The 22,055-nt window shown below is 67.6% G+C and carries 19 protein-coding genes and 1 tRNA gene; 13 read left to right on the forward strand and 7 right to left on the reverse strand.

Annotated elements, in window-relative coordinates; translation table 11 throughout:
- Window position 1: 1 nt before the first annotated feature.
- Both nhaA and ACO227_RS07005 read right to left on the reverse strand, forming a co-directional pair.
- Window positions 2-1,204 carry a Na+/H+ antiporter NhaA gene (gene nhaA / locus ACO227_RS07000; RefSeq protein WP_423606384.1) on the reverse strand — a complete coding sequence of 401 codons (1,203 nt, stop codon included), beginning with the start codon at window positions 1,202-1,204 and terminating at the stop codon, window positions 2-4.
- Between the two features lie 51 nt (window positions 1,205-1,255).
- Window positions 1,256-2,830, reverse strand: a complete 1,575-nt coding sequence (locus tag ACO227_RS07005; RefSeq protein WP_423606386.1) for a lysine--tRNA ligase — start codon at window positions 2,828-2,830, stop codon at window positions 1,256-1,258.
- A 95-nt stretch (window positions 2,831-2,925) separates the two neighbouring features.
- On the opposite strand from ACO227_RS07005, the gene ACO227_RS07010 reads away from it, so the two are divergent.
- Window positions 2,926-3,174: a FeoA family protein gene (locus tag ACO227_RS07010; protein ID WP_423606388.1), complete on the forward strand. Its 249-nt coding sequence runs from the start codon at window positions 2,926-2,928 to the stop codon at window positions 3,172-3,174.
- Window positions 3,171-5,018, forward strand: coding sequence for a ferrous iron transporter B (feoB, locus tag ACO227_RS07015; protein ID WP_423606390.1), 1,848 nt, complete (start codon window positions 3,171-3,173; stop codon window positions 5,016-5,018). Before ACO227_RS07010 ends, feoB begins: the two co-directional genes overlap by 4 nt.
- A gap of 174 nt (window positions 5,019-5,192) precedes the next feature.
- On the opposite strand, the gene ACO227_RS07020 is transcribed toward feoB, so the two are convergent.
- The gene (locus ACO227_RS07020) at window positions 5,193-5,366 is read right to left on the reverse strand and encodes a DUF4169 family protein (RefSeq protein ID WP_423606392.1); all 174 of its coding nucleotides are present in this window, start codon (window positions 5,364-5,366) and stop codon (window positions 5,193-5,195) included.
- A gap of 38 nt (window positions 5,367-5,404) precedes the next feature.
- Here ACO227_RS07020 and ssb point away from each other — a divergent pair, with 38 nt between their 5' ends.
- Window positions 5,405-5,941: a single-stranded DNA-binding protein gene (gene ssb / locus ACO227_RS07025; protein WP_423606393.1), complete on the forward strand. Its 537-nt coding sequence runs from the start codon at window positions 5,405-5,407 to the stop codon at window positions 5,939-5,941.
- 6 nt (window positions 5,942-5,947) lie between these two features.
- On the opposite strand, the gene ACO227_RS07030 is transcribed toward ssb, so the two are convergent.
- The gene (locus tag ACO227_RS07030; protein WP_423606395.1) at window positions 5,948-7,471 is read right to left on the reverse strand and encodes a tryptophan halogenase family protein; all 1,524 of its coding nucleotides are present in this window, start codon (window positions 7,469-7,471) and stop codon (window positions 5,948-5,950) included.
- A 386-nt stretch (window positions 7,472-7,857) separates the two neighbouring features.
- Here ACO227_RS07030 and ACO227_RS07035 point away from each other — a divergent pair, with 386 nt between their 5' ends.
- The 3 genes from ACO227_RS07035 to ACO227_RS07045 all read left to right on the forward strand — a co-directional run bounded on the left by ACO227_RS07035 (window position 7,858) and on the right by ACO227_RS07045 (window position 14,473).
- On the forward strand, window positions 7,858-10,932 hold the full coding sequence (locus ACO227_RS07035; protein ID WP_423606397.1) for a TonB-dependent receptor: 3,075 nt from the start codon (window positions 7,858-7,860) through the stop codon (window positions 10,930-10,932).
- A 177-nt stretch (window positions 10,933-11,109) separates the two neighbouring features.
- A complete protein-coding gene (locus ACO227_RS07040; protein ID WP_423606399.1) occupies window positions 11,110-11,667 on the forward strand; it encodes a hypothetical protein in 558 nt (185 codons plus the stop codon).
- Window positions 11,668-11,896: 229 nt separating this feature from the next.
- Window positions 11,897-14,473 (forward strand): hypothetical protein, encoded by a 2,577-nt coding sequence (locus tag ACO227_RS07045; protein ID WP_423606401.1) that lies wholly within the window; start codon window positions 11,897-11,899, stop codon window positions 14,471-14,473.
- Between the two features lie 6 nt (window positions 14,474-14,479).
- Here ACO227_RS07045 and ACO227_RS07050 read toward each other — a convergent pair whose 3' ends face one another.
- Window positions 14,480-15,106, reverse strand: a complete 627-nt coding sequence (locus ACO227_RS07050; protein ID WP_423606403.1) for a TetR/AcrR family transcriptional regulator — start codon at window positions 15,104-15,106, stop codon at window positions 14,480-14,482.
- Window positions 15,107-15,351: 245 nt separating this feature from the next.
- On the opposite strand from ACO227_RS07050, the gene ACO227_RS07055 reads away from it, so the two are divergent.
- On the forward strand, window positions 15,352-16,152 hold the full coding sequence (locus ACO227_RS07055) for a metal-dependent hydrolase (protein ID WP_423606405.1): 801 nt from the start codon (window positions 15,352-15,354) through the stop codon (window positions 16,150-16,152).
- On the forward strand, window positions 16,149-16,565 hold the full coding sequence (locus tag ACO227_RS07060; protein ID WP_423606406.1) for a DUF2147 domain-containing protein: 417 nt from the start codon (window positions 16,149-16,151) through the stop codon (window positions 16,563-16,565). The genes ACO227_RS07055 and ACO227_RS07060 overlap by 4 nt, the downstream gene beginning before the upstream one ends.
- A 123-nt stretch (window positions 16,566-16,688) precedes the next feature.
- Here the strand turns inward: ACO227_RS07060 and ACO227_RS07065 are convergent.
- Window positions 16,689-16,775: transfer RNA gene (locus tag ACO227_RS07065), tRNA-Leu, on the reverse strand.
- A gap of 219 nt (window positions 16,776-16,994) precedes the next feature.
- Here ACO227_RS07065 and ACO227_RS07070 point away from each other — a divergent pair.
- Entirely contained in the window at window positions 16,995-18,353 is a 1,359-nt protein-coding gene (locus ACO227_RS07070; protein ID WP_423606408.1) for an MATE family efflux transporter, read from the forward strand.
- On the opposite strand, the gene ACO227_RS07075 is transcribed toward ACO227_RS07070, so the two are convergent.
- Window positions 18,325-19,041 (reverse strand): MJ0042-type zinc finger domain-containing protein, encoded by a 717-nt coding sequence (locus ACO227_RS07075; RefSeq protein ID WP_423606410.1) that lies wholly within the window; start codon window positions 19,039-19,041, stop codon window positions 18,325-18,327. The two genes, ACO227_RS07070 and ACO227_RS07075, sit on opposite strands and share 29 nt — an antisense overlap.
- A gap of 173 nt (window positions 19,042-19,214) precedes the next feature.
- Here ACO227_RS07075 and ftsE point away from each other — a divergent pair, with 173 nt between their 5' ends.
- From ftsE to ACO227_RS07095, 4 genes are read left to right on the forward strand one after another with little or no spacing between them, the layout of a single operon-like run.
- A complete protein-coding gene (gene ftsE / locus ACO227_RS07080; protein ID WP_423606412.1) occupies window positions 19,215-19,922 on the forward strand; it encodes a cell division ATP-binding protein FtsE in 708 nt (235 codons plus the stop codon).
- Window positions 19,919-20,809 carry a cell division protein FtsX gene (locus tag ACO227_RS07085; protein WP_423606414.1) on the forward strand — a complete coding sequence of 297 codons (891 nt, stop codon included), beginning with the start codon at window positions 19,919-19,921 and terminating at the stop codon, window positions 20,807-20,809. The genes ftsE and ACO227_RS07085 overlap by 4 nt, the downstream gene beginning before the upstream one ends.
- A gap of 5 nt (window positions 20,810-20,814) precedes the next feature.
- Entirely contained in the window at window positions 20,815-21,357 is a 543-nt protein-coding gene (locus ACO227_RS07090; RefSeq protein ID WP_423607295.1) for a YdcF family protein, read from the forward strand.
- Window positions 21,350-22,036 carry a lysophospholipid acyltransferase family protein gene (locus ACO227_RS07095; protein WP_423606416.1) on the forward strand — a complete coding sequence of 229 codons (687 nt, stop codon included), beginning with the start codon at window positions 21,350-21,352 and terminating at the stop codon, window positions 22,034-22,036. Before ACO227_RS07090 ends, ACO227_RS07095 begins: the two co-directional genes overlap by 8 nt.
- Window positions 22,037-22,055: the final 19 nt, after the last annotated feature.

Genomic DNA, 22,055 nt, shown 5'->3' on the forward strand with positions numbered 1-22,055 from the left:
GCTAGCCCCGCTGCGCGCGCGGCGCGAAGCGAAGCACCCCGAACCCCGCCACCGCCGACAGCAGCGATCCCGCGAGCACGCCGATCTTGACCTCGTCGACCAGCGCCTCGTTGCCGGGGAAGGCGAGGCCGCCGATGAACAGCGACATGGTGAAGCCGATCCCCGCGAGCATCGCGACGCCATAGAGCTGCGCCCAGCTCGCTCCGCCCGGCCGTTTCGCGAAGCCGGTGCGGTCGGCGACCCAGATGCTCCCGAAGATGCCGAGCTGCTTGCCCAGGAACAGCCCCGCGGCGATGCCGAGCGGCAGCGGCGCGAGCAGGATCGCGGGCGACATGCCGGCGAGGCTCACGCCGGCATTGGCGAAGCCGAACAGCGGCACGATGGCATAGCCGACCCAGGGCGCCAGCGCATGCTCAAGCCGGTGAAGCGGCGACTCGACGTCGTCGGGCGCGCCGGGCGATTTGGTGATCGGGATCATCATCGCCGCCGCGACGCCCGCGATCGTCGCATGAACGCCCGACAGGAACACGCAATACCACAGCACGGCCGCGAGGATGAGAAACGGCCACAGCCGCTTCACCCCCACCTTGTTGAGAAGGTACATCGCGCCCAGCACCAGCCCGGCCAGCGCCAGCCATAGTCCGCTGATGCTGGCGGTATAGGCGACCGCGATGATCGCCACCGCGCCCATGTCGTCGACGATCGCCACCGTCGTCAGGAACAACTTGAGCGAGGCCGGCGCGCGCTTCCCCAGCAGCGCCAGCACCCCGATCGCGAAGGCGATGTCGGTCGCGGCGGGGACCGCCCAGCCGGCCGCCAGCTCGCCGCCCCCCGCGATCGCGAGATAGACCGCCGCCGGCGCCGCCATCCCCGCCGCCGCGGCGACGACCGGCAGCCGCCGCGCCGACCAGCTCGACAATTCGCCGTCGACGAACTCGCGCTTGATCTCGAGCCCGACGAGCAGGAAGAACACCGCCATCAGCGCGTCGTTGATCCACAGATGCACCGTCATCGGCCCGTATTTGGGGCTGATCACGGGCCCGGTCTCCAGGTGGAGCAGGTGGAAATAGTCTTCGGACAGCGCGGGCAGGTTGGCGACGAGCATCGCCAGCGCCGCGGCGGCGATCAGGATGATCCCGCCCGCCGCCTCCCTCTCGAGGAACGCGCGCGATGCCGACCGTGCCCGCCTGATCGTCCTTCGCATACGCCCTCCGTCCGCGCCCGCCCGCTTGATGCGGGACGGCGCGAAGCCGGGTCAAGCCGATTTGGCGAGCGCCTCGGCGATCAGCTTGCGCGAATTGTCGATCCCGTAGAGCGCGATGAAGCTGCCCATGCGCGGCCCCTGGCTCGATCCCAGCAGCGTCTCGTACAGCGCCTTGAACCAGTCGCGCAGCTCGACGAAGCCGGCCGTCTTGCCGATCTCGTAGACGATGTTCTGGATGTCCTCGGCCCGCGCGTCGGCGGGCAGCGCGGCCAGCTCGCCATCCAGCCGCCGCAGCGCCACGACCTCGATGCCCTCGGGCGCGCGCCGCACCGGCTTCTCGGCGACGTCGCGGACATAGGCGATGGCATAGTCGATCAGCGCGTCGAGCGCCGGCCACGCCGCGGGCGTCGCATCGGGCACGTAATTCGCCAGATAGCCCCAGACCTGCTCCTTGGTCGCCTCGCCCATCACCTCGACCAGGTTGAGCAGCAGCCCGAACGTGACCGGCAGCGTCTCCGCCGGCGGCGGGCCGTTATGGATATGGTGCACCGGATTGCCGAGCTGCTGCTCGACCGGCTGGTTCGGGTAATTGGCGCGGAACTGCCAGTAATCGTCGACCGCTCGCGGGATCAGCCCGAGATGGAGCGACTTGGCCTTCTTGGGCTCGCGATAGATGTAGAAGGCGAGGCTCTCGTCGGGGCCATAGGTCAGCCATTCCTCGATCGACAGGCCGTTGCCCTTGGTCTTGGAGATCTTCTCGCCCTTGGCGTCGAGGAACAGCTCGTAGTTGAAGCCCTCGGGCGGGCGGGCGCCGAGCGCGCGCGCGATCTTCGAGCTCTGCTCGACCGAGCTGATCAGGTCCTTGCCCGACATCTCGTAGTCGACGCCGAGCGCGACCCAGCGCATCGCCCAGTCGACCTTCCACTGCAGCTTGGCGTGGCCGCCGAAGATCGTCTGCTCGATGCGCTCGCCGTCGTCCATGAACGCGACCATGCCCGCCTCGGCATCGATCACCTCGACCGGGACCTGCAGCACCACCCCGCTCTTGGGGCTCACCGGCAGCACCGGCGAATAGGTCGCCTGCCGCTCCGCCCCAAGCGTCGGCAGCATGATGTCCATGATCTTGCGATAATTGCGCAGGATCGCGCGCAACGTGTCGTCGAACCGGCCCGAGGCGTAGCAGTCGGTCGAGGACAGAAATTCGTATTCGAACCCGAAGCGGTCGAGGAATTCGCGCAGCATCGCGTTGTTGTGGTGCGCGAAGCTCTCGTACTTGCCGAACGGATCGGGCACGCGCGTCAGCGGATGGCCGATATAGCGCGCCAGCATCTCGCCATTGGGGACGTTGTCCGGCACCTTGCGCAGCCCGTCCATGTCGTCGCTGAACGCGACCAGGCGGGTCGGCTGGTCCGACAGTTCCTCGAACGCGCGGCGCACCATCGTCGTGCGCAGCACTTCGTTGAAGGTGCCGATATGCGGCAGACCCGACGGGCCGTAGCCGGTCTCGAACAGCACCGCCGCGCCGCCCGGCTTCCCCTCCGGATAGCGCTTGAGCAGCTTGCGCGCTTCCTCATAGGGCCAGGCCTTGGAGACGAGGGCGGCGGCACGGAGAGCGGGATCGGTCATAATGGGGTGCCGGTGCGCGATCGGTGCGGTTTTTGCAAGGCTGCGATGCGGAAGAGACTGGTCTTTACCCGTCGCAGTTGATAATCGCTCGCATTATGAGTCTCTCGCTGGCGCGCTCTGCGCGCAACGTTCCCGCGACGGTCGCGTCGGTTGACTGGAGTTCGCTTGCCCCGTCCGAGGCCCGGCGCCTGCGCGAGTTCGGGCTCGACGAGGGCGTCGAGGTCGAACTGGTCCGCCCGGGCGGATGGGCGGGCGGTCCCGCCGCGGTCAGGATCGGGCGGATGACCGTGGCGCTGCGCCGCCATGTCGCGGAGGCGATCCGGATCGCCGTTCCCGCAGAATGAACCAGTCGCCGCTCGTCGCGTTGGTCGGCAATCCCAATGCCGGCAAGACCGCGCTGTTCAATGCGCTCACCGGGGCGCGGCAGAAGGTCGGCAACTATCCCGGCGTCACGGTCGAGCGCCACGCCGGGCGCATGGCGCTCGACGACGGGCGCCCGATCGAGCTGGTCGACCTGCCCGGCACCTACAGCCTCGATCCCTCGAGCCCCGACGAGCAGGTCACCCGCGACGTCGTGCTCGGCAAGCAGGACGGCGAGCGGCTGCCCGATGCGCTGGTCGTCGTCGCCGACGCCTCGAACCTCGAGAACCACCTGCGCTTCGTGCTCCAGCTGCGCCAGCTCGGCCGGCCGATGGTGGTCGCGCTCAACATGATCGACATGGCGACGCGCGACGGCCTGACGATCGACACCAGCGCGCTGTCGGCCGAACTCGGCGTGCCGGTCGTCACCACGGTCGCGGTGCGCAAGCGCGGGCTCGACGATCTGCGCGCGGCGCTCGGCGACGCGCTGCTCGGGACGCGGCGCGAGGTGCCGGCGGCGCCGGACGCGGACATCGCCCATTTCCAGCGCGAGGCGCGGCGCATCGCGAAGGTCGCGATCACCGACCAGCCGCGCGGCCGCGCCTTCACGCGCGGGGTGGACGCCGTGGTGCTGCATCCGGTCGCGGGGCCGCTGATCCTGCTCGCCGTGCTGTTCGTCATGTTCCAGGCGGTCTATGCTTGGTCGGAGGCGCCGATCGGCTGGATCGAGGGGCTGCAGGCCTGGCTCGCCGAGACCGCCGCCGCCGGCCTGCCCGAAAGCTTCCTGCGCGACCTGCTGGTCGAGGGGATCATCAACGGCGTCGGTTCGGTCGTCGTGTTCCTGCCGCAGATCCTGATCCTGTTCTTCTTCATCCTGCTGCTCGAGGCGTCGGGCTATATGGTCCGCGCCGCCTTCCTGATGGACCGGCTGATGGCCGGTGTCGGCCTCTCGGGCCGCGCCTTCATTCCTTTGCTCTCGTCCTTCGCCTGCGCGATTCCCGGGATCATGGCGACGCGCTCGATCGACGATCCCAAGGAGCGGCTGACCACGATCCTGATCGCGCCGATGATGACCTGCTCGGCGCGGCTGCCGGTCTATGCGGTGATCATCGGCGCGTTCATCCCGGCGACCAGCGTCGGCTGGGGGATCGGGCTGCAGGGGCTGGTGCTGCTCGGCCTCTATATCTTCGGCATCGTCGGGGCGGTCGCCGCGGCGTTCGTGCTGCGCCTCACGGCGACCAGGGGACGTACCGGCGGCTTCATGATGGAGCTGCCCCGCTATCAGCTGCCCTCGGTCCGCGACCTGCTGATCGGCTTGTGGCAGCGCGCCTATGTGTTCCTGCGCCGCGCCGGCACGATCATCATGGGCGTCACCATCGCGCTGTGGCTGCTCGCATCCTATCCGGTCGCGCCGGAGGGGCAGAAGCAGAGCGAATATTCGATCGCCGGGCGAATCGCCTCGGGGCTCGAGGTCGTGCTCAAGCCGATCGGCTTCAACCACGAGATGAGCCTCGCGGTGATCCCGGCGATGGCGGCGCGCGAGGTCGCGGTGTCGGCGCTGCAGACCGTCTATGCGATCGATGCCGAGGACGAGGAGGCGGGCGCGCAGGCGCTCGGCACGCAGCTCTCGGCGCGCTGGTCGCTCCCCACCGCGCTCGCCTTCCTCGCCTGGTTCGTGTTCGCGCCGCAGTGCCTGTCGACCATCGCCGTCGCGCGGCGCGAGACCAACGGCTGGAAATGGCCCGCAGTGATGATCGTCTATCTGTTCGCGCTGGCCTATGCCGCGGCGGGCATCACCTTCTGGAGCGCCACGGCGCTGGGACTCTGACTCATCCCCTGCGAGGCGGGGCGGATTGCGCTTTCCTACATCAGCATTTTCTGCTTTTGTTCCCGGATGCTCCGCGCGACTCGCCCGCTATATCTCGACTGCACCGGGCAGGGCGCCGCCGGATCGGCGCGATAGTGTCAACTGAGTGTATACTTCCGCGCGCGGCGGCGGCGTTCAGTCCAGCTTCGACTGGTCCACCGTCGCGTCGATCCGTGCGCGTTCGGCGGCGTCGCGCGCCTTCTCCGCCTTGGTGCGGCCGAAGCTGGCGCGGTTCTCCACAGCCTTTGCGGCGGCGGCCGCCCTGGCTTTGGCCTTGCGGGCCTTGTTCAGGTTGATGATATCGGCCATCCCTTCAGCGACATTATCGATTTCAAGGCGGAGTTTCCATGGCGGGCAGCGTCAACAAGGTGATCCTGGTCGGCAATCTCGGGCGCGATCCCGAAAGCCGGTCCTTCTCGAACGGCGGCAAGGTGGTGAACCTGCGCATCGCCACCAGCGAGAGCTGGAAGGATCGCAACAGCGGTGAGCGCAAGGAAAAGACCGAATGGCATTCGGTCGCGATCTTCTCGGAAGGTCTCGCCAATGTCGCCGAGCGCTACCTGCGCAAGGGCAGCAAGGTCTATCTCGAAGGCCAGCTCCAGACCCGTAAGTGGCAGGACCAGTCGGGCGCCGACCGCTATTCGACCGAGATCGTGCTGCAGGGCTTCGACGCCAAGCTGGTGATGCTCGACGGACCCGGCGGCCAGGGCGGCGGGGGCGGCGGGGGCCGCGACGACTGGGGCGGCGGCAATGACGACTTCGCCGGCCAGTCGAGCAGCCGCGGCGGCGGCGGCTTCGGCGGCGGTTCGTCGGGCGGCGGCCGTGGCGGTCAGGGCAGCGGTGGCGGTTTCCCCGACGATCTCGACGACGACGTGCCCTTCTGAGACGCGTTATGCCGCCAGCGGCGGCGCCTTGCAGTGGCGGTCGATGAACGCCTCGTGCGTCGGCATCGCCGCCGCGACGTCGGCGTTCACTTCCTCGACGTCGCGCATGAAGTCGACGACGTCTTCGTCGGGGATCATGTCGACGACCGGGTCGTAGGTCATGTGCATGCCCTGGCCGAGCAGTACCTGCACCCAGCTCTCCTCGCGGAACAGCTCGGCCTTGCCGTGGACGAAGAAGCGGGCCGAGGCGCGGAACAGCTCGAGCCGCTCCTCGAGGCTGTCGGGGATGTCCATGTTGCGGACATAGGCCCAGAAGGGCGTGTCCTCGCGGTTGGTGACCTTGTAGTGCGCGATGATGAAGTCGCGCACGTCGTCGAACTCGAAATTGTGCTGGCGGTTGTACTCGGCGATGTCGGCGGCGTTGAACCCCTGACCGGGGAACAGCGCCACCAGCCGCAGGATGCCGGTCTGGATCAGGTGGATGCTGGTCGATTCGAGCGGCTCGAGGAACCCGCTGGCGAGGCCGATCGCGACGACGTTCTTGTCCCACGCCTTGCGGCGCTTGCCCGGCGCGAACTTGACCGGCCGCGGATCGGCGAGCGCCTTGCCGTCGAGATTGGCGAGCAGCGTCTCCGCGGCCTCGTCGTCGCTGATCTGCGCGCTGGCATAGACATGGCCGTTGCCGATGCGGTGCTGCAGCGGGATGCGCCACTGCCACCCCGATCCGTGGGCGGTCGAGCGCGTATAGGGCGTGAGCGGCGACACGCTCTCGCACGGCACCGCGAGCGCGCGGTCGCACGGCAGCCAGTGGCCCCAATGCTCGTAATCGACGCCCAGCGTCTGCCCGAGCAACAGCGAGCGCATGCCCGAGCAATCGACGAACAGGTCGCCCTCGACCGTCCGCCCGTCGGCCAGCACGACGCCTTCGACGAAGCCGTCCCCGGCGCGCTGCTTGACCTCGACGATCCGGCCCTCAACCCGCGTCACCCCCTGCGCTTCGGACCGGCCGCGCAGGAAGCGGGCATAGAGCGACGCGTCGAAATGATAGGCATAATCGAGATGCCCCATCGGCGATCCCGGGTTGCGCGGATCGGGGAAGCAGAACTTGTTCTGCCGTGCGGCGAGCGTGTTGAGCGAATAGAGGTCGAAATGCTTGGCCTGCCCCATCGCCGCCAGCTTGAGCCACAGCTGGTGCGGGTGGAGCCACATGAGATCGGTGCCGATCTTGCCGAAGCCGTGAATGTAGCGGAAGCCCGGCTCGCGCCAGTTGACGAATTCGATCCCCAGCTTGAACGTCGCCTGGGTCGCGCGGATCATCTCGGTCAGGTCGATCCCGGCGAGATGGTTATAGTCCTTGATGCCGGGGATGGTCGCCTCGCCGACGCCGATGATCCCGATCTCGTCCGATTCGACCAGCGTGATCGCATAGCCGCGGAACAACAGCTTGGAGAGCAGGGCCGCCGTCATCCACCCGGCCGTGCCGCCCCCGACGATCACGATCCTGCGAATCGGCGGGTTGCCATGCTCCATCTGTCCATCCCCTTGCCCGGCTCGCGTGGCCGCTCCGCACCTATAGGCACGCGCCCGTCAGGGGTAAACGGTTACAGATCGCCGTCGGATCGCGCGCGAGGGATGGCTCCGCCGCCCCTGCGTGAAAGACGCCGCGGCTCAAGTCTCCGCAAGCATCGGAACTGGCCGGACGATTTTCCTCAATCTTTAATTGACATCAATGTTCATTGTGGGAATCTTGACGTAAGGGGAAACATCCCCGCAGACGGAGAGGATATTTCGAGCGCGGCCCGCCGGGGACATTGGGCGCGCACCGCCGACGCATCTCCTCCGTAAAAGACAAGACGCTTCGCGCCTCGCCGGTGACCGGCGCGGCACGATGCCATGGACCGTGGAGGGGACAGATCTTGAAGACCGTATCCTACGCCGTACGCGCCACCAGCCTTCTCGCCCTTGCCTGCGCGCTCGCGATTCCCGCGCATGCCCAGGAGGGCGGGGGCGACGCGCCGCAACGCGAGAGCGGCGCTGCGACCTATGAGGGGGAGGTGGTCGTCACGGCGCAGAAGCGCGAGGAGCGGCTCAAGGATGTTCCGATCGCGATCTCGGCCTTCTCGGCCGAGGCGCTGGACCAGTACAAGATCGAGGGCGGGTCGGAGCTGCTGCGCGCGGTTCCCAACGTCAATTTCTCGAAGAGCAACTTCAGCATGTACAATTTCTCGATCCGTGGGATCGGGACCAAGGCGATCTCGGCGTCGAGCGACCCGGCGGTCGCGGTGAGCTTCAACAACACCCCACTGATCCGCAACCGCCTGTTCGAATCCGAATTCTTCGACCTGCAGCGGGTGGAGGTGCTGCGGGGGCCGCAGGGCACGCTCTATGGCCGCAACGCGACGGGCGGCGTGGTCAACGTCATCCCCGCGCTCCCCGCACCGGACTTCGCGATGGAGGCCAAGCTCGAGGTCGGCAGCTTCGACACGATGCGGGCGAGCGGGATGCTCAACGTGCCGGTCACCGACACGCTGGCCATGCGCGTCGCGGGCGCGTTCACCAGCCGCGACGGCTTCGACTACAACACCTTCACGAACAAACGGGTCAATGGCCGCAACCTGTGGTCGACGCGCGCGTCGATCCAGTGGGAACCGAGCGACCGGTTCCGCGCGAACTTCATCTGGCAGCATTTCGAGGAGGACGACGACCGCTCGCGTACCGGCAAGCAGCTGTGCACCACCGATCCCGGGCCCGAGCGGGTCGGCAATATCGCGGTCACCGATCCGGCGCTGCGCGGGCGGATGAGCCAGGGATGCCTGCCCGGTTCGCTCTATGACGATGCTGCCTATGGCGTGCCCAACGGGCGCAGTCTCGTCTATGCGATCATTCCGGCGGAGGGCATCAGCATCGGCAATCGCCCGGGCACGGGGACGCGACCCGGCGCGCAAGTCTTCGCCACCAACTCGAGCGATCCTTTTGCCGGCCTGACCCAGTCGCGCAACCTGCGCGAGATCGCGACGACCTACGATCCCAAGTTCCGCGCGACCAACGACGTGTTCCAGCTCAACCTCCAGTTCGAGCCCGCGGACGGGCTGCAGCTGGTGTCGCAAACCGCCTTTGCGCGCGACCGCTATTATTCAACGCAGGACTATAACCGCTTCGTCAGCAATCCGATCTTCAACGATTCGACCGGAGCGCTGGTGACCAACCGGAACGTTCCGCTCAACACGACCGCCTTTCCCGGGCCGACGCCGGGAGGGATTCGCTGCGATCCGCAGCTCGGCTGCTCGGACCGCATGGTCTCGGCCGACATCAGCCGCTCGCGCAACGAGCAATGGTCGCAGGAGCTCCGCCTGCAATCCAGCTTCGGCGGATCGATCAACTTCAACTTCGGCGTGAACTATCTCGATTTCAAATCGCAGGACGACTATTACGTCTTCAACAACTTCTTCACGCTGATCGCCGAATGGTTCTATAGCAAGGTTCCGTCCGCCGGAAATCCGGCCTCCGGGCAGAACGCGCTGCTTCCCTGCGAACTCGGTTTCGAGGCGCGCGAATGCGTCTATGTCGATCCCAACCCGATCGGCCAGCTGAACAACCAGGGGCACAATTATTTCCTCAGCCAGAACGGCGTTCGGATCAAGAGCTGGGCGACCTTTGGGGAGCTCTATTGGAACGTCGCCAGCAACCTCAAGCTGACGCTCGGCGCGCGCTATACCAATGACGAGAAGGTATCGACTCAGATTCCCAGCCAGCTCCTGCTCGGCGGCGGCACCCAGACGGCATTTCCGGGGGGAACGACCGGCGGCCAAGTCAATAGCGGCTATCCCGCGCTGCCCGATATCGAACAGCAATGGGGCCGATTCACCGGCCGCGCCGTGCTGGACTGGAAGCCCGATCTTGGCTTCACTGACGATACGCTGATCTATCTCTCCGCCGCGCGCGGCTACAAGGGGGGCGGCACCAACCCGCCGCGCGTCGATTTCAATCCGGCGGTGGTACAATATCAGTTCCTGCCGCAGACCTTCCGGCCCGAATATGTGAACGCGTTCGAGATCGGGACCAAGAACAGCTTCGACGGAGGCCGTTTCACATTCAACGCCACCGGCTTTTTCTACGATTACAAGGACTATCAGGTCTCGCAGATCGTCGATCGCATCGCGTTCAACGAGAATTTCGACGCGACGAGCTGGGGTCTCGAGTTCGAGGCGGCGTGGCGTCCCTCGCGCGCGTTCCGCATCGATGGCAACCTCGGTTTTCTCAAGACCCGGCTGAAAGAGGGCGCGCAATCGATCGACGTGATGGACCGGACCCAGGGCAATCCCGACTGGGTGGTACTGCGCCCCTGGGTCCAGGTGCCGTCGAATTGCATCGCGCCGCGCACCCTGGTCGAGCGGATCCTGACCGGCAACCCCGGCCTGCGGACGATCGCGCTCGCCGCGCTGTGCCCCGGCTCGACCCGGATCGGCACGTTCAACCCGGCGCAGCCGGGGGGAACGGTGCCGCTGCACACGCTCTATGGTTTCACCTACGATCCGCTTGCGCCCTATAATCCCGCCACGGTCGGCCTCAACATCGCCCAGGGCGGAAGCGGAGCACCCAATGGTGGACGCGGCTTCTACGCCGATCTGGGCGGCAACGAGCTGCCCAACTCGCCGCGCTGGACGGCGAATATCGGCGCCCAATACACCTTCTTCATCGGCGGCGGCGATTGGGAGCTGACCGTTCGTGGCGACTATTATCGCCAGTCGGAAAGCTTCGCCCGGATCTACAACACCGAATATGACCGGCTGCGGGCGTGGGACAATCTCAACCTGTCGATGACGCTGGCGCGTCCGGCGGATGACCTGGTCTTCCAGCTCTATGTGAAGAACGTGTTCGACGACGCGCCGATCACTGACTTCTTCACCAATGCCGACGACACCGGCCTGACGACGAATGTGTTCACGCTCGATCCCCGAATCGTTGGATTCAGCATGACCAAGCGGTTCTAGCGAGCGAGGCCGCAGCGTGACGACACGTTCGACGCCGAAACGGATGGTTAAAGAGGAGTTAGGGATCGATAGGTATTGACATTGACATCAATGTGAGTAAGAAGAAGAGGCCGCGTATTTTCAGGCGCGTAACCAAAAATACATTAGCTAAATCATAGCTAAATCGGGAGACGTGGGATGAAAAAGGCATTTGCATTTCTTGCAAGCTCTGTCGCGTTGCTCGGGTCGCAGACCGTCGCGGCGCAGGAAGCTTATATCACTCCGGATGCGACGACCCCCTGGGTCTTCACCGGGACTGTCGATGTCAACAAGGGCATCGCGCTCACCTGCACCGCCGAGGTCGAGATCACCGGCACCAACGACTCGGCCGATACCTCGCCCGCATTCAATCACAGCGACGTGGCGGGCCTGAGCGCGACCATCACGCTCTCGGGAGGTCTTTTCGGTCTCTGTTCGTCGGTCAACATCGACCCGATTCCCGCGGGCAAGATCAGCTATTCGGGCGGTACCTTCACCCTGCACGACGTGTTCGTGACGACGATCACGCCGGGCAATTGCGAGGGCGATATCGTCGCGACCTGGAACGAAAGCCTGGAGCGCCTGAGCGTCTCGGGCACGCTGCCGGCGGTGAGCGGCTCGGACTGCACGCTGGACGGCGACGTCAACCTGACCAACGCGATCACGGCCAATGCGGTCGAACCCGGCGATGGGGATTACAACTCCAACCACCCCTGATCGCGAGTTCGGTCAGAATGAAAACCTAAAAGGGGGCGGGCGCACGGCATCGTGCGCCCGTTTTTTCTGACCACTCATTCCGTTCGGCCGGGGTGACAGCGTGCCGGAGGCGTGCCTATCAACGCACGCCCCGGTCAACGGACTGAATGGTCGAGCCGTGGCAGCGGCGGCACCGGCGGCGGATCATCGTTCGGAGTTGCGGATCGTTGCAGAGTATCGGTGCCCCGCAATGAAGCTGACTCGTTTCGTCGTCCTGATCACGATCGCGTCCGGCTGGGGACCCGGTCCCTGGAACTATGCCGCCAGGGCGCAGGCGGAGCAGGAGAACGGTGCCGCGCCCCCGCCGCACAAGCCCGTCCCCGTGGGGTCCGAGACCGGCCGAGCGCGGCCCGACGAGATCGTCATCACCGCGCATCGCTATGGCGACGCCAAGGTGGAGGCCGAAACCGAGATCGGTGAAGAGGAGATCTCGACCTACGGCGCCGACAGCATCGAGGAGCTGCTCAAGCGCCTCGGCCCGATCGCCACGGGATCGGACGAGGAGCCGGTCATCCTGATAAACGGGCAGGAGGTCGGATTCGATCGCTCGGTGCTGGGCTATCCCGCCGAAGCGCTGAGCCGCATCGCCGTTCTGCGTCCCGAGGCTGCGGCGCGCTACGGGCATCGGCCAGGCCGGCGCGTGGTGAACCTGGTCCTCAAGAAGAATTTCGCCAGCCGCAACGCCGATGCGGAGCTCGAATGGGCGACCCGTGGCGGCCAATATGGCGGCGGCGTGACCGCGAGCCAGGTCGCGATCGCCGGGCCGGTGCGGTGGAACGTGCAGGCGCGCATCGCCCTCGACAGCGCCTTGCCCAAAAGCGCGCGGAACGTTCCGCCGCGCACGGGTCCGATCGACCTGGTCGGCTATGTCACGGGTCTCGACCAAGCGGAGATCGATCCTGCGCTGAGCCAGGCGGCGGGCGGGCTGGTCACCATTGCCGCGTTTCCGGACGATGTCCCCTCGCAGCCGCCGCTGCTCGAGGACTTCGTCGCGACCGCCAACCGCGACCATGCGGCCGATCCGCGCGATTTCGAGACATTGCGGCCGTCGCGCCGTAATTTGTCGTTGCGGCTGGGCATGACGCGTCCGCTCGGTCCCTTCACCGCGTCGCTCAGCGTCAACGGCGCGTCGAGCGGCAGCAGCGGCCGGCGCGGCGTACCGATGGCCTCGATCGTGCTGCCGGCCGGCAGCCCCTGGTCGCCTTTCGCCAACGACGTTCTTCTTGTCCGCCCGCTCCGGCGCGACCGGCCATTGCGCAGCGAGACCAGTTCGGAATCGCTGGGTGCCGCGCTCACCTTGTCGGGGACGATCGATGGCTGGCAGACCAACCTGGCGGCCAGCTATACGCGCAACTGGGCGAGCAACCTGCTCGAGCGCGGGATCGATAGTGTGCGGGTGCAGGACATGCTCGACCGTGGCGATCCCGCATTCAATCCCTATTCTCCCTGGGGTGACCGGCTGCTCCTTGCCGAAACCAACCGTTCGCATGGCGAGAATATGAGCGCGCGGTTCGGTCTCGGGAGGTCGCTCGTCGACCTGCCGGCGGGACCGGTGACGGCGAGTCTCGCGGCGAATCTCAGCCACAGCTCGGTCGTGAACCGCCGGGTCGACAATCTCGACGCGGTCGTCGCCTTGGACCGCCACAAGCGCGACCAGCTCTATGGCCAGCTGTCCCTAAGCGTGCCGATCTCGCGCCAGGGCGAAGGCGAGCTGTGGCGGCTCGGCGACCTTGCGCTCGACCTGTCGTTGGGTGGCCACAAGACTTCCGGCTCGCAATGGCAGAAACGTTATAGCGCCGGGCTTAGTTGGTCGCCCTTCGCGAGGCTCCAGCTGCGTGGATCGTTCGATCACGAAGAGGTGGTGCCGACGTTCGAGCAGCTCGACGGGCCGCGAGTTGAGACCGTCCTGCGCGTCTACGACTTTGTCCGCCAAGAGGTTGCCGAGCCGGTCTGGATCACCGGCGGAAATCCCCAGCTGCGCAGTGGCAGCCGCCAGAATCGCACGTTCGGCGCCTTGCTCCGACCCTTTGGAAGTCAGGCGCTCTCGATCGACATTTCCTATCGCGAATATCGCGCGGCCGGCGGGGTCGCATCCTTCCCCGAGCTCACCCCGGTGATCGAGGCAGCCTTTCCCGAGCGCGTGACGCGCGACGCGGTGGGGCGGCTGGCGGCGGTGGACGCACGCGCCTTCAACATTGCACGCAGCAGCGACGCCGAGCTGGCCTCGGGCATCACTCTTCGTCTTCCCGATCCCGGCGCCAAGCCGAAGGCGTCGGCGCAAGCCAAGGCGGCCGACCCGCTCCGTTTCACCCTGACGCTCAATCATCGCTGGCGATTGAAGAGCGAATTGCTGACCCGCCCCGGCGTTCCGGTGATCGACCAGCTTCGCGACACGGGCCAATCCCGCCATTTGCTGTCGATACAGGCGGTGGCCGGAACGAAGGCGTTCGGGGCGAACGTCAACACTGCCTGGAGCAGCGCCGCGCGCCTGCGCAACCGGGATGTAGCGGGACCGCAGGCCGAGTATCGCTACACGCCGCCGCTGCGCGTGGATCTCGGGCTGTTCGTCGATCCCGAGGATCTCTCGCCGTCGCTGAAACGCTCCAGGCTGCTCGACGACATGCGCATCTCGCTCGACGTCGACAACCTCCTCGACGGCTATCGCCGGGCGACGCTGGGCGATGGCAGCGTGCCGGCCGGATATAGTCGCGACGAGGTCGATCCGGTCGGGCGGACCATCAAGCTGTCGGTGCGCAAGCGGTTCTGACGCGAGTCAGGACGCCCCCGGCGGAATCCCCGTGGGAAGCAGGAACAGCGGCAGGATGCGCGAGATCAGGCCACGCATCGCGTCATCGTCCTGGTCGAGCATGTCGCGGACATAGGGGCCGATCACGGCATCGCCGAACGCGCACACCGCCATCATCAGCACCGCCATGCGCACCCGCTCCGGCGCGCCTTCGTCGGCGGCCTGCTCGACGATCGCCTCGACCAGCGACTTGACCGCGTCGCGCACCGGCTCGAGATGCTCGACGTCGCCCGACAGGATGATCCACGCGGCGAGCTGGCCGGCACCGCCCTTGTCGAACGCGTCGAACACCTTGTCCGCGACCGCGCGCGGCGCGGCGGCGTCGGTCCGCAGCATCTCGACGACATGGTCGAGCGCGACCGTGAGGTCGTTGATCATCGAACCCATCAGCGCCGATTGCAGGCTCGCCGCGGATCCGAAGTGATGCAGGACGTTCGCGTGCGACATGCCGATCTCGTCGCCGATATTGGCCAGTGTGACCGCGGCGGGCCCGCCCTGGAGCAACAGGCGCCGTGCCGCCGCCAGGCCCTCTTCGCGGACTTCGGGGCCCAGCCTTTTGCGCCGCTTCACGCGCGGTGGCGCTTGCTTGTACATTCTCATTCCCTGCCGCGGCCCACCCCCGGACCGGTTGCAGGGGTTTAGCGCAAAGCGCCCAATAGTCACAATTCCTCTCTACGCTGGCGAATTCCTCCTGAATCCCAGTCTGGACCGCGCCTTGCTCGATCTTGCAACGATTGTGCGCTTGAGATATTAACATTGATGTTAATGTCATTTGATTCGCGATGAGGTGCATCTTGTCCGACCGCACGCCACGGGACCTCGCCATCCATAAGCGGGATATGAAGTTCGGCCGGAAGACGCCGCCGCCACGCTGGTGGCACAGCGGCGATCCCGGGCGCACGGCGTTCTTCAACGCGCTCTCCTCGACCTTTCCGGTCGGCGAGAAGTTCTTCATGACCTCGGTGCGCCATTTCCGCGACGGCACGCCGGAGCCGCTGCGCAGCCAGATCGACGATTTCCTCTACCAGGAGTCGATGCATTCGCGCGAACATGTGGTGTTCAATCGCCAGGCCGAGGACGCTGGCTACGACATCGCGCCGCTGGAGGAGCGCGCCCGCCGCACCATCGCCTGGGTCAAGCGCCGCTCGCCGATCCAGCAACTCGCGGCGACTTGCGCGCTCGAGCATTTCACCGCGACGCTCGCGCATGACGCGCTCGCCGATCCCGCGCATCTCGACGGCGCGACCGGCGAGGCCAAGCGGCTGTGGCAATGGCATGCGATCGAGGAGGTCGAGCACAAGGCGGTGGCGTTCGACACTTATCTCCATGCCGCGCGCGACATGACGCGGCTGCGCCGCTGGCTCAAGCGCAGCACGGTGATGTTCGTGACGACGGTGCGCTTCCACTATGTGATCTTCCGCAACACCGCTGACCTGCTGCGCCAGGACGGCTGCAATAATTTCGCGACATGGCGCCGGCTGCTGGGCTATCTCTACGGCCGTCCGGGCCCGTTGCGCCTGCTGCTGAAGGGAGTGTTCGTCTATATGCGGCCCGGCTTTCACCCTTGGGAGCTCGACGACCGGCCCTTGCTGGCGAAGTCGCTCGCCCTGCTCGAGCAGCCGCGGAGCCGGGCGGCATGAAGCGGCTGGCGCTGGTCGCCGCCGCCCTGTTCGCCACCAGCGGCGCCACGCAGGCGGCCGACATCACGGGCGTGTGGGCGACCGGGAGCGAAGGCGGGCGAGTCCAGATCTATCGCTGCGGCCAAGCGCTGTGCGGGCGCGTGGTCGACGCCGCGCGGCTGCGCGCCAATCCCGACCTGCGTGACCAGCGCAACTCGGACCCCAAGCTGCGCCAGCGGCGGCTCAAGGGGCTGGTGGTACTGAACGGCTTCACCGGCGGCCCGAGCGAGTGGAAGGGCGGCCCGGTCTATGACCCGGAAACGGGTGACGGGGCGGGGCGCGGTTATCTGAAGCTGCTGCCCGGCGGCAAGCTCGAGCTCAAGGGCTGCGTCGCCGTCTTCTGCCGCACCAAGATCTGGACGCGCGCCCGCTAGGCGGGGCCTGATTTCCAAGCCGGTCAATGACGCGCGAGGCCTTGGGCTTCGCGCGCAAAGCCATGTCCGCGCCGAAGCGCGAATTCGTTCCGATGACAGGATTTGACCCCGTATCGGGGACAATGGTGCGGTCGAGAAGACTCGAACTTCCACGGGCTTTCGCCCACAACGACCTCAACGTTGCGCGTCTACCAGTTCCGCCACGACCGCACAGATTGTCTCCGCCGGATGAACCCGGCGGCTGGTAAGGCGCGGCCCCTAGCAAAGCGTCACGAGCCTTGCAACCGTCTATGCATGGCGTTGCCGTTTCACGGCAACGGGGCCGCACGAGCCTGCTCCCCACCCGGCCACCCATCGAGAGCACCGGGTTGGGGGAACGGGCTGGCGCGACTTCCGCGCGAGCGGAACAAACGCTAGAGCCGCCTGCCCATGCACTTGCCAGCCGACATCCGTGCCGAGACGCGCCGCATCCTCGCTCTGGCATGGCCGGTGGTGCTGACCGGGCTCAACTGGACGATCCTCCACGTCACCGACGTCGTCGTCGTGGGGATGGTCAGCACGCACGAGGTGGCGGCGCTGGGGGCGAGCCGCACGCTCACCTTCGTCGGCATCGTCGTCGCGCTCGGCTGGCTCACTGGCGTGCTCGTCTTTTCGTCGCGCGCCGACGGGGCAAAGGATCTCCCGGCGACCGGCGCGGTGCTGCGCCAGGGGCTGGTGCTGGGATTGCTGCTCGGACTCGCTAGCGGCGGCGCCCTGTTCGCCTTCGCGCTGCCGATGCTGCGCGGCGTGGGGGTCGATCCGGGCATCGCCCCCGATGCGGCGCGCGTAGTGCGGACGATGGCGCTCGGCTATCCGTTCCAGCTGCTGATCGTCGCGGCGAGCTTCTTCCTCGAAGGGGTCAGCCGGCCGCGGCGGGTGATGGCGGTCAACCTCTCGATCCTGCCGCTCAACGCAGTGCTCGCCTGGGTGCTGGCGACCGGGCAATTCGGCCTGCCCGCGCTGGGCGCGGTCGGCGCGGCGGCGGCGACGGTGATCGCGACCGTGATCGGCGCGGTGGCGATGGTCGCTGCTGCCTTCACCCTGCCGCGCGCTCGTGAGCGCGGCGTGCGCGACTGGCGCGATTTCGGCTCGCCCGCGATGCGGCGCGGCGTCTGGGCGCTGCTCGGCTTCGGCCTGGTGCCGGCGATCGCCTCGGGGCTCGAGCTGGCCGGCTTCTCGATCCTGATCGCGCTCTCGACGCAGCTCGGCGAAACGGTGACTCACGCCTTTCAGATCGTGTTCTCGATCCACAACGTCACCTTCGCCTTCGCGCTGGGCCTGGGCTCGGCGGCGGGCGTGCGCGCGGGCAATGCGGTGGGCGAGGGCGTTCCGGCCGAAGCCGGACCGCGCACCGCGATCGCCGCCGGGCTCGCCGCGCTGATCCTGGGCCTGCTCGCGCTTCCGCTGATCTTCGCGCCGATGCTGGTCGTGGGCGGCTTCCCGGCCACCGCCGCGGTCGCCGCTGCGGCGGCGGCGATGTTGCCGCTTTGGGGACCGTTCATCCTGTTCGACGGGCTACAGGTCGTGTTCGTCTATGCATTGCGCTCGCTCGGCGACCAGGTCGCGGCGGGGCTCAATGGCATCGCCGCCTTCTTCCTGCTGACCGGCGGGATCGGGCTTTACACGGTCCATGCCGGCTGGGGCGCTACGGGACTGGTCGCCGCCTCTGCGTCGGGCATGCTCGCCGCGGCGCTGCTCAATGGCGGGCGCCTGTTCTGGATCAGTCGGCGGCTTCGCCGGAAAAGCTGAACTGGATCGTCTTGCCGCTCGCCGGCACGTCGAGCTTGCCGCTGTTAAATTCCAGACTGCCGCCCGGCGGCAGCGCGCGCGGCTCGGGCGTGATCGTCCAGTTGTAGACGATCGAGTTGTTGGCGTCGCGCAGCTCGGCGAGGATGTTGGGGACGCGCTGGCGCTCCCGCGTGGGGTTCATCACCTGTCCGCTCACCACGAACAGCTCGCCGCCGTTGAGCCGCGGCTTACGCTCGACCGACTGCGCCGTGAAGATCAGCGGCGTCTTCGCCTCGCCGATCGGCAGGCCGAGCTGCGAGGCGATGCCCGGCGCGCCGAGCCACAGGATCGCGCCCGCGCCGACCGACAGCGACAGGCCGGTGATCAACGCCGCCGCAGTCCAGCGCCGGTCGGGATTCTTGCGCGGCTTGAACGGCGGCTCGTGCGCAAACGGATCGTAATCGCGTTCCGCCTCGGCGGTCGGGACCGCTGCGGCAGCTGGCGCGGGCGGTGGCGGCGGGGGTGCGGGCGGCGCCGAATAGGCGTCGGCGCGGATCACGTCCGGCGCCGGCCTGGCGGCGGGGGTTCCTGCCGGAAGCTGGTGCCAGCTGTGTCGGCAGCTCGCGCAACGCACCGTCCGGCCGTCCGCCCCGATCGCACTGTCGGGAACCAGATAGCGGGTGCGGCACTCGGGGCATTCCAGGATCATCGCGGCACGTCTTGCTCGAGTACAGGGCGCTCGCTTCGCCAATCCCGAATCTAAACACCTGTCGAGTCGGCTTGGCAAGGGGCGAGTGCCGCCGCTTGAGCAAGCCCGGCGCCTGTGCGATGGCTGGGGTCATCGGGGGAACGCGTTTTTTTGGGAGCGGCCGGGCGCCGGGCATGGCCAACATCGTCCAGTTCGAGAATGTCGGCCTGCGCTACGGCACGGGGGCGGAGACGCTGAGCGACGTCAGCTTCACGCTCAGCGCCGGCTCCTTCTACTTCGTCACCGGCGCGTCGGGCGCAGGCAAGACCTCGCTGCTCAAATTGCTCTACCTCGCGCAGCGCCCGACGCGCGGCATCGTGCGGTTGTTCGGCGAGGACGCCGGCGCGTTGCCGCGCAAGCGCCTGCCCGGCTTCCGCCGCCGCATCGGCGTGGTGTTCCAGGATTTCCGCTTGCTCCCGCACATGTCGGCCTATGACAATGTCGCGCTGCCGCTGCGCGTCGCCGGCATGCCGGAGCGCGACATCGAGGGCCCGGTGCGCGAGATGCTCGCCTGGGTCGGCCTCAAGGACCGCGACACCGCCAAACCGCCGACGCTGTCGGGCGGCGAGCAGCAGCGAGTCGCGATCGCCCGCTCGGTGATCACCCGACCCGAAATGCTTATCGCGGACGAGCCGACCGGCAACGTCGACCCCGACATGGCCGAGCGGCTGCTGCACCTGTTCGATTCGCTCAACCGGCTCGGCACCACCGTGGTCGTGGCGACGCACGACTTCCAGCTGATCAGCCGGATCCCCGACGCACGGATGATGCGGATCGAGAAAGGGCGGCTGGTCGATCCCACCGGTGCGCTGCGCTATCCGCCGGGGGCAACCCCGGCATGAAGCTTCTCGCCCGCGACAAGCCCGAACGCCGCCTGCTCGACGAGAGTCGGCGGACGCGCGCGATGCTGTGGGTGATGGCGATCATGCTGTTCCTGACGGTGCTCGCCGCGGCGCTCGGGCTGGGTATGGCGGGCGCCAGCCGCACGCTCGACCGCCAGCTTGCCGGGCGGCTCACGATCCAGCTGGTCGAGGCCGATGCCGCGCGGCGCGATGCCAATGTCCGCGCCGTCGCCGAGCGGGTGCGCGCGCTCCCGGGCGTGACGCGCGTCGAGGAGGTCGACCGTGCGCGCCTTGCCGAGCTGCTCCGGCCGTGGCTGGGCGAGGCCGGGCTCGACGCGGATCTGCCGATGCCGGCGATGGTCGACGTCGATCTCGCCTCGGGCGATGCGGCCGCGGCCGATCGCGTGGCGCGCGCGGCGCGCACGGTCGCGCCTGCTGCGCAGGTCGACCGGCACGCGCAATGGCTCTCGCCGGTGAGCCGCTTCCTCACCATCATCACCTGGTTCGCGCTTGCGCTGGTGCTGCTGATGGCGACCGCCACCACCATCGTCGTGCTGCTCGCGGCGCGCGGCGGGCTCGACACGCATCGTGACACGATTGCGGTGCTGCACATGCTCGGCTCGACCGACATGCAGGTCGCGCGCCTGTTCCAGCGGCGCATCGCGTTCGACACCTTGCTCGGCGGCGCGCTCGGCACGGTTGCGGCGCTGGCGGTGGTGTGGCTGCTCGGGCAGCAGGCGGCAGGGCTGGGGTCGGAGCTGCTCGGCGGAGTCGCGCTGGCGCCGCTCGATTGGCTGCTCCTGCTCCTGCTGCCGCTCGCCTTCGCGTTGCTGGCGCTGGTCGCAGCGCGCATCGGCGTGCTCGGCACGTTGGGGAAGACGCTGTGATCGCGGTGACCTGGCGCATCCTCGCGGTGCTCGCGCTCGCCTGGGCCCTCGGCTTTGCGCTGTTCATGCTCTCACTCGGCAAGCCGCTCGATCCCGGCATCCGCACCGACGCGATCGTCGTCCCCACCGGCGGCGCCGGCCGTATCCCGCGCGGCATCGCCTTGCTCCAGGCCGGCGCGGCGAAGCGCATGCTGATCACCGGCACCGACCCCAGCGTGCGCCCGATCGAGCTCGCGGTCGAGCATAGCGCGCCGCCGGCGCTGTTCCGCTGCTGCATCGATCTCGGTCACGAAGCGGTCGACACCCGCTCCAACGCCGACGAGACCGCGGCCTGGGTGCGTGCGCGCGGCTACAAGTCGGTGCGGCTGGTCACCGCCGACTGGCACGTGCCGCGCGCCAAGCTGGAGCTCGGCAACGCGCTGGGCGGCGAGATCGAGATCGAGGGCGACGGCGTGCGTACCAACCCGCGCTTCACCATGCTGCTGCGCGAATATCACAAATATCTGGTACGCCGCGCCGCGCTGCTGTTCGGGCTCGGCAATGGCTGAGCGGTTGCGCAGCATCGCCTTCGCGCTGTTCTTCTACGGCCTGTCGGTGCCGATCGTGCTCGGCGCGCCGGTGGCGGCGCTGTTCGGCGCGCGCATCCTGCGCGGCTATTGCGTTGCATGGGCGAGGTTCGGCGTGTGGTCGGCGCGGCACATTGTCGGCATCCGCATCCATGTCGACGGCAGGCGCGCGGCCGGGCCTGCGCTCTATGCCGCCAAGCACCAGGCGATGTTCGAGACGATGGCGCTCGCCGCCCTGCTCGACGCGCCGGTGATCGTGATGAAGCGCGAGCTCGCGCGGATTCCGGTATGGGGCTGGGCGGCGCAGCGCTATGGCGTGATCGTGGTCGATCGCGCGGCCAACGCCAAGGCGCTGCGGAAGATGATGCGCGAGGCACGGGAGGCGCTGGGCGAGGGCCGCTCGGTGGTGATCTTCCCGGAGGGGACGCGCGTCGCACCCGGCGAGACCCCGCCGTTGCGTTCGGGCTTTGCGGGTCTCTACCGCGCGCTTAGTCTACCCGTGGTGCCCGTCGCGCTCGACAGCGGCAGGCTGTGGCCGCGGCGCGGGCCGAAGCGGGGCGGGATCGTCACCTTCCGCTTCGGCACGCCGCTTCCGCCCGGCTTGCCGCGCGCGGACGCCGAAGCCGCGGTACACAGGGGGATCAACGCGCTCGAATCCTAGGCGTTTCAGGAAACAGAGG

The sequence above is a fragment of the Sphingomonas sp. MS122 genome, assembly GCF_049532975.1.
Taxonomy (GTDB): Bacteria; Pseudomonadota; Alphaproteobacteria; order Sphingomonadales; family Sphingomonadaceae; genus Sphingomonas.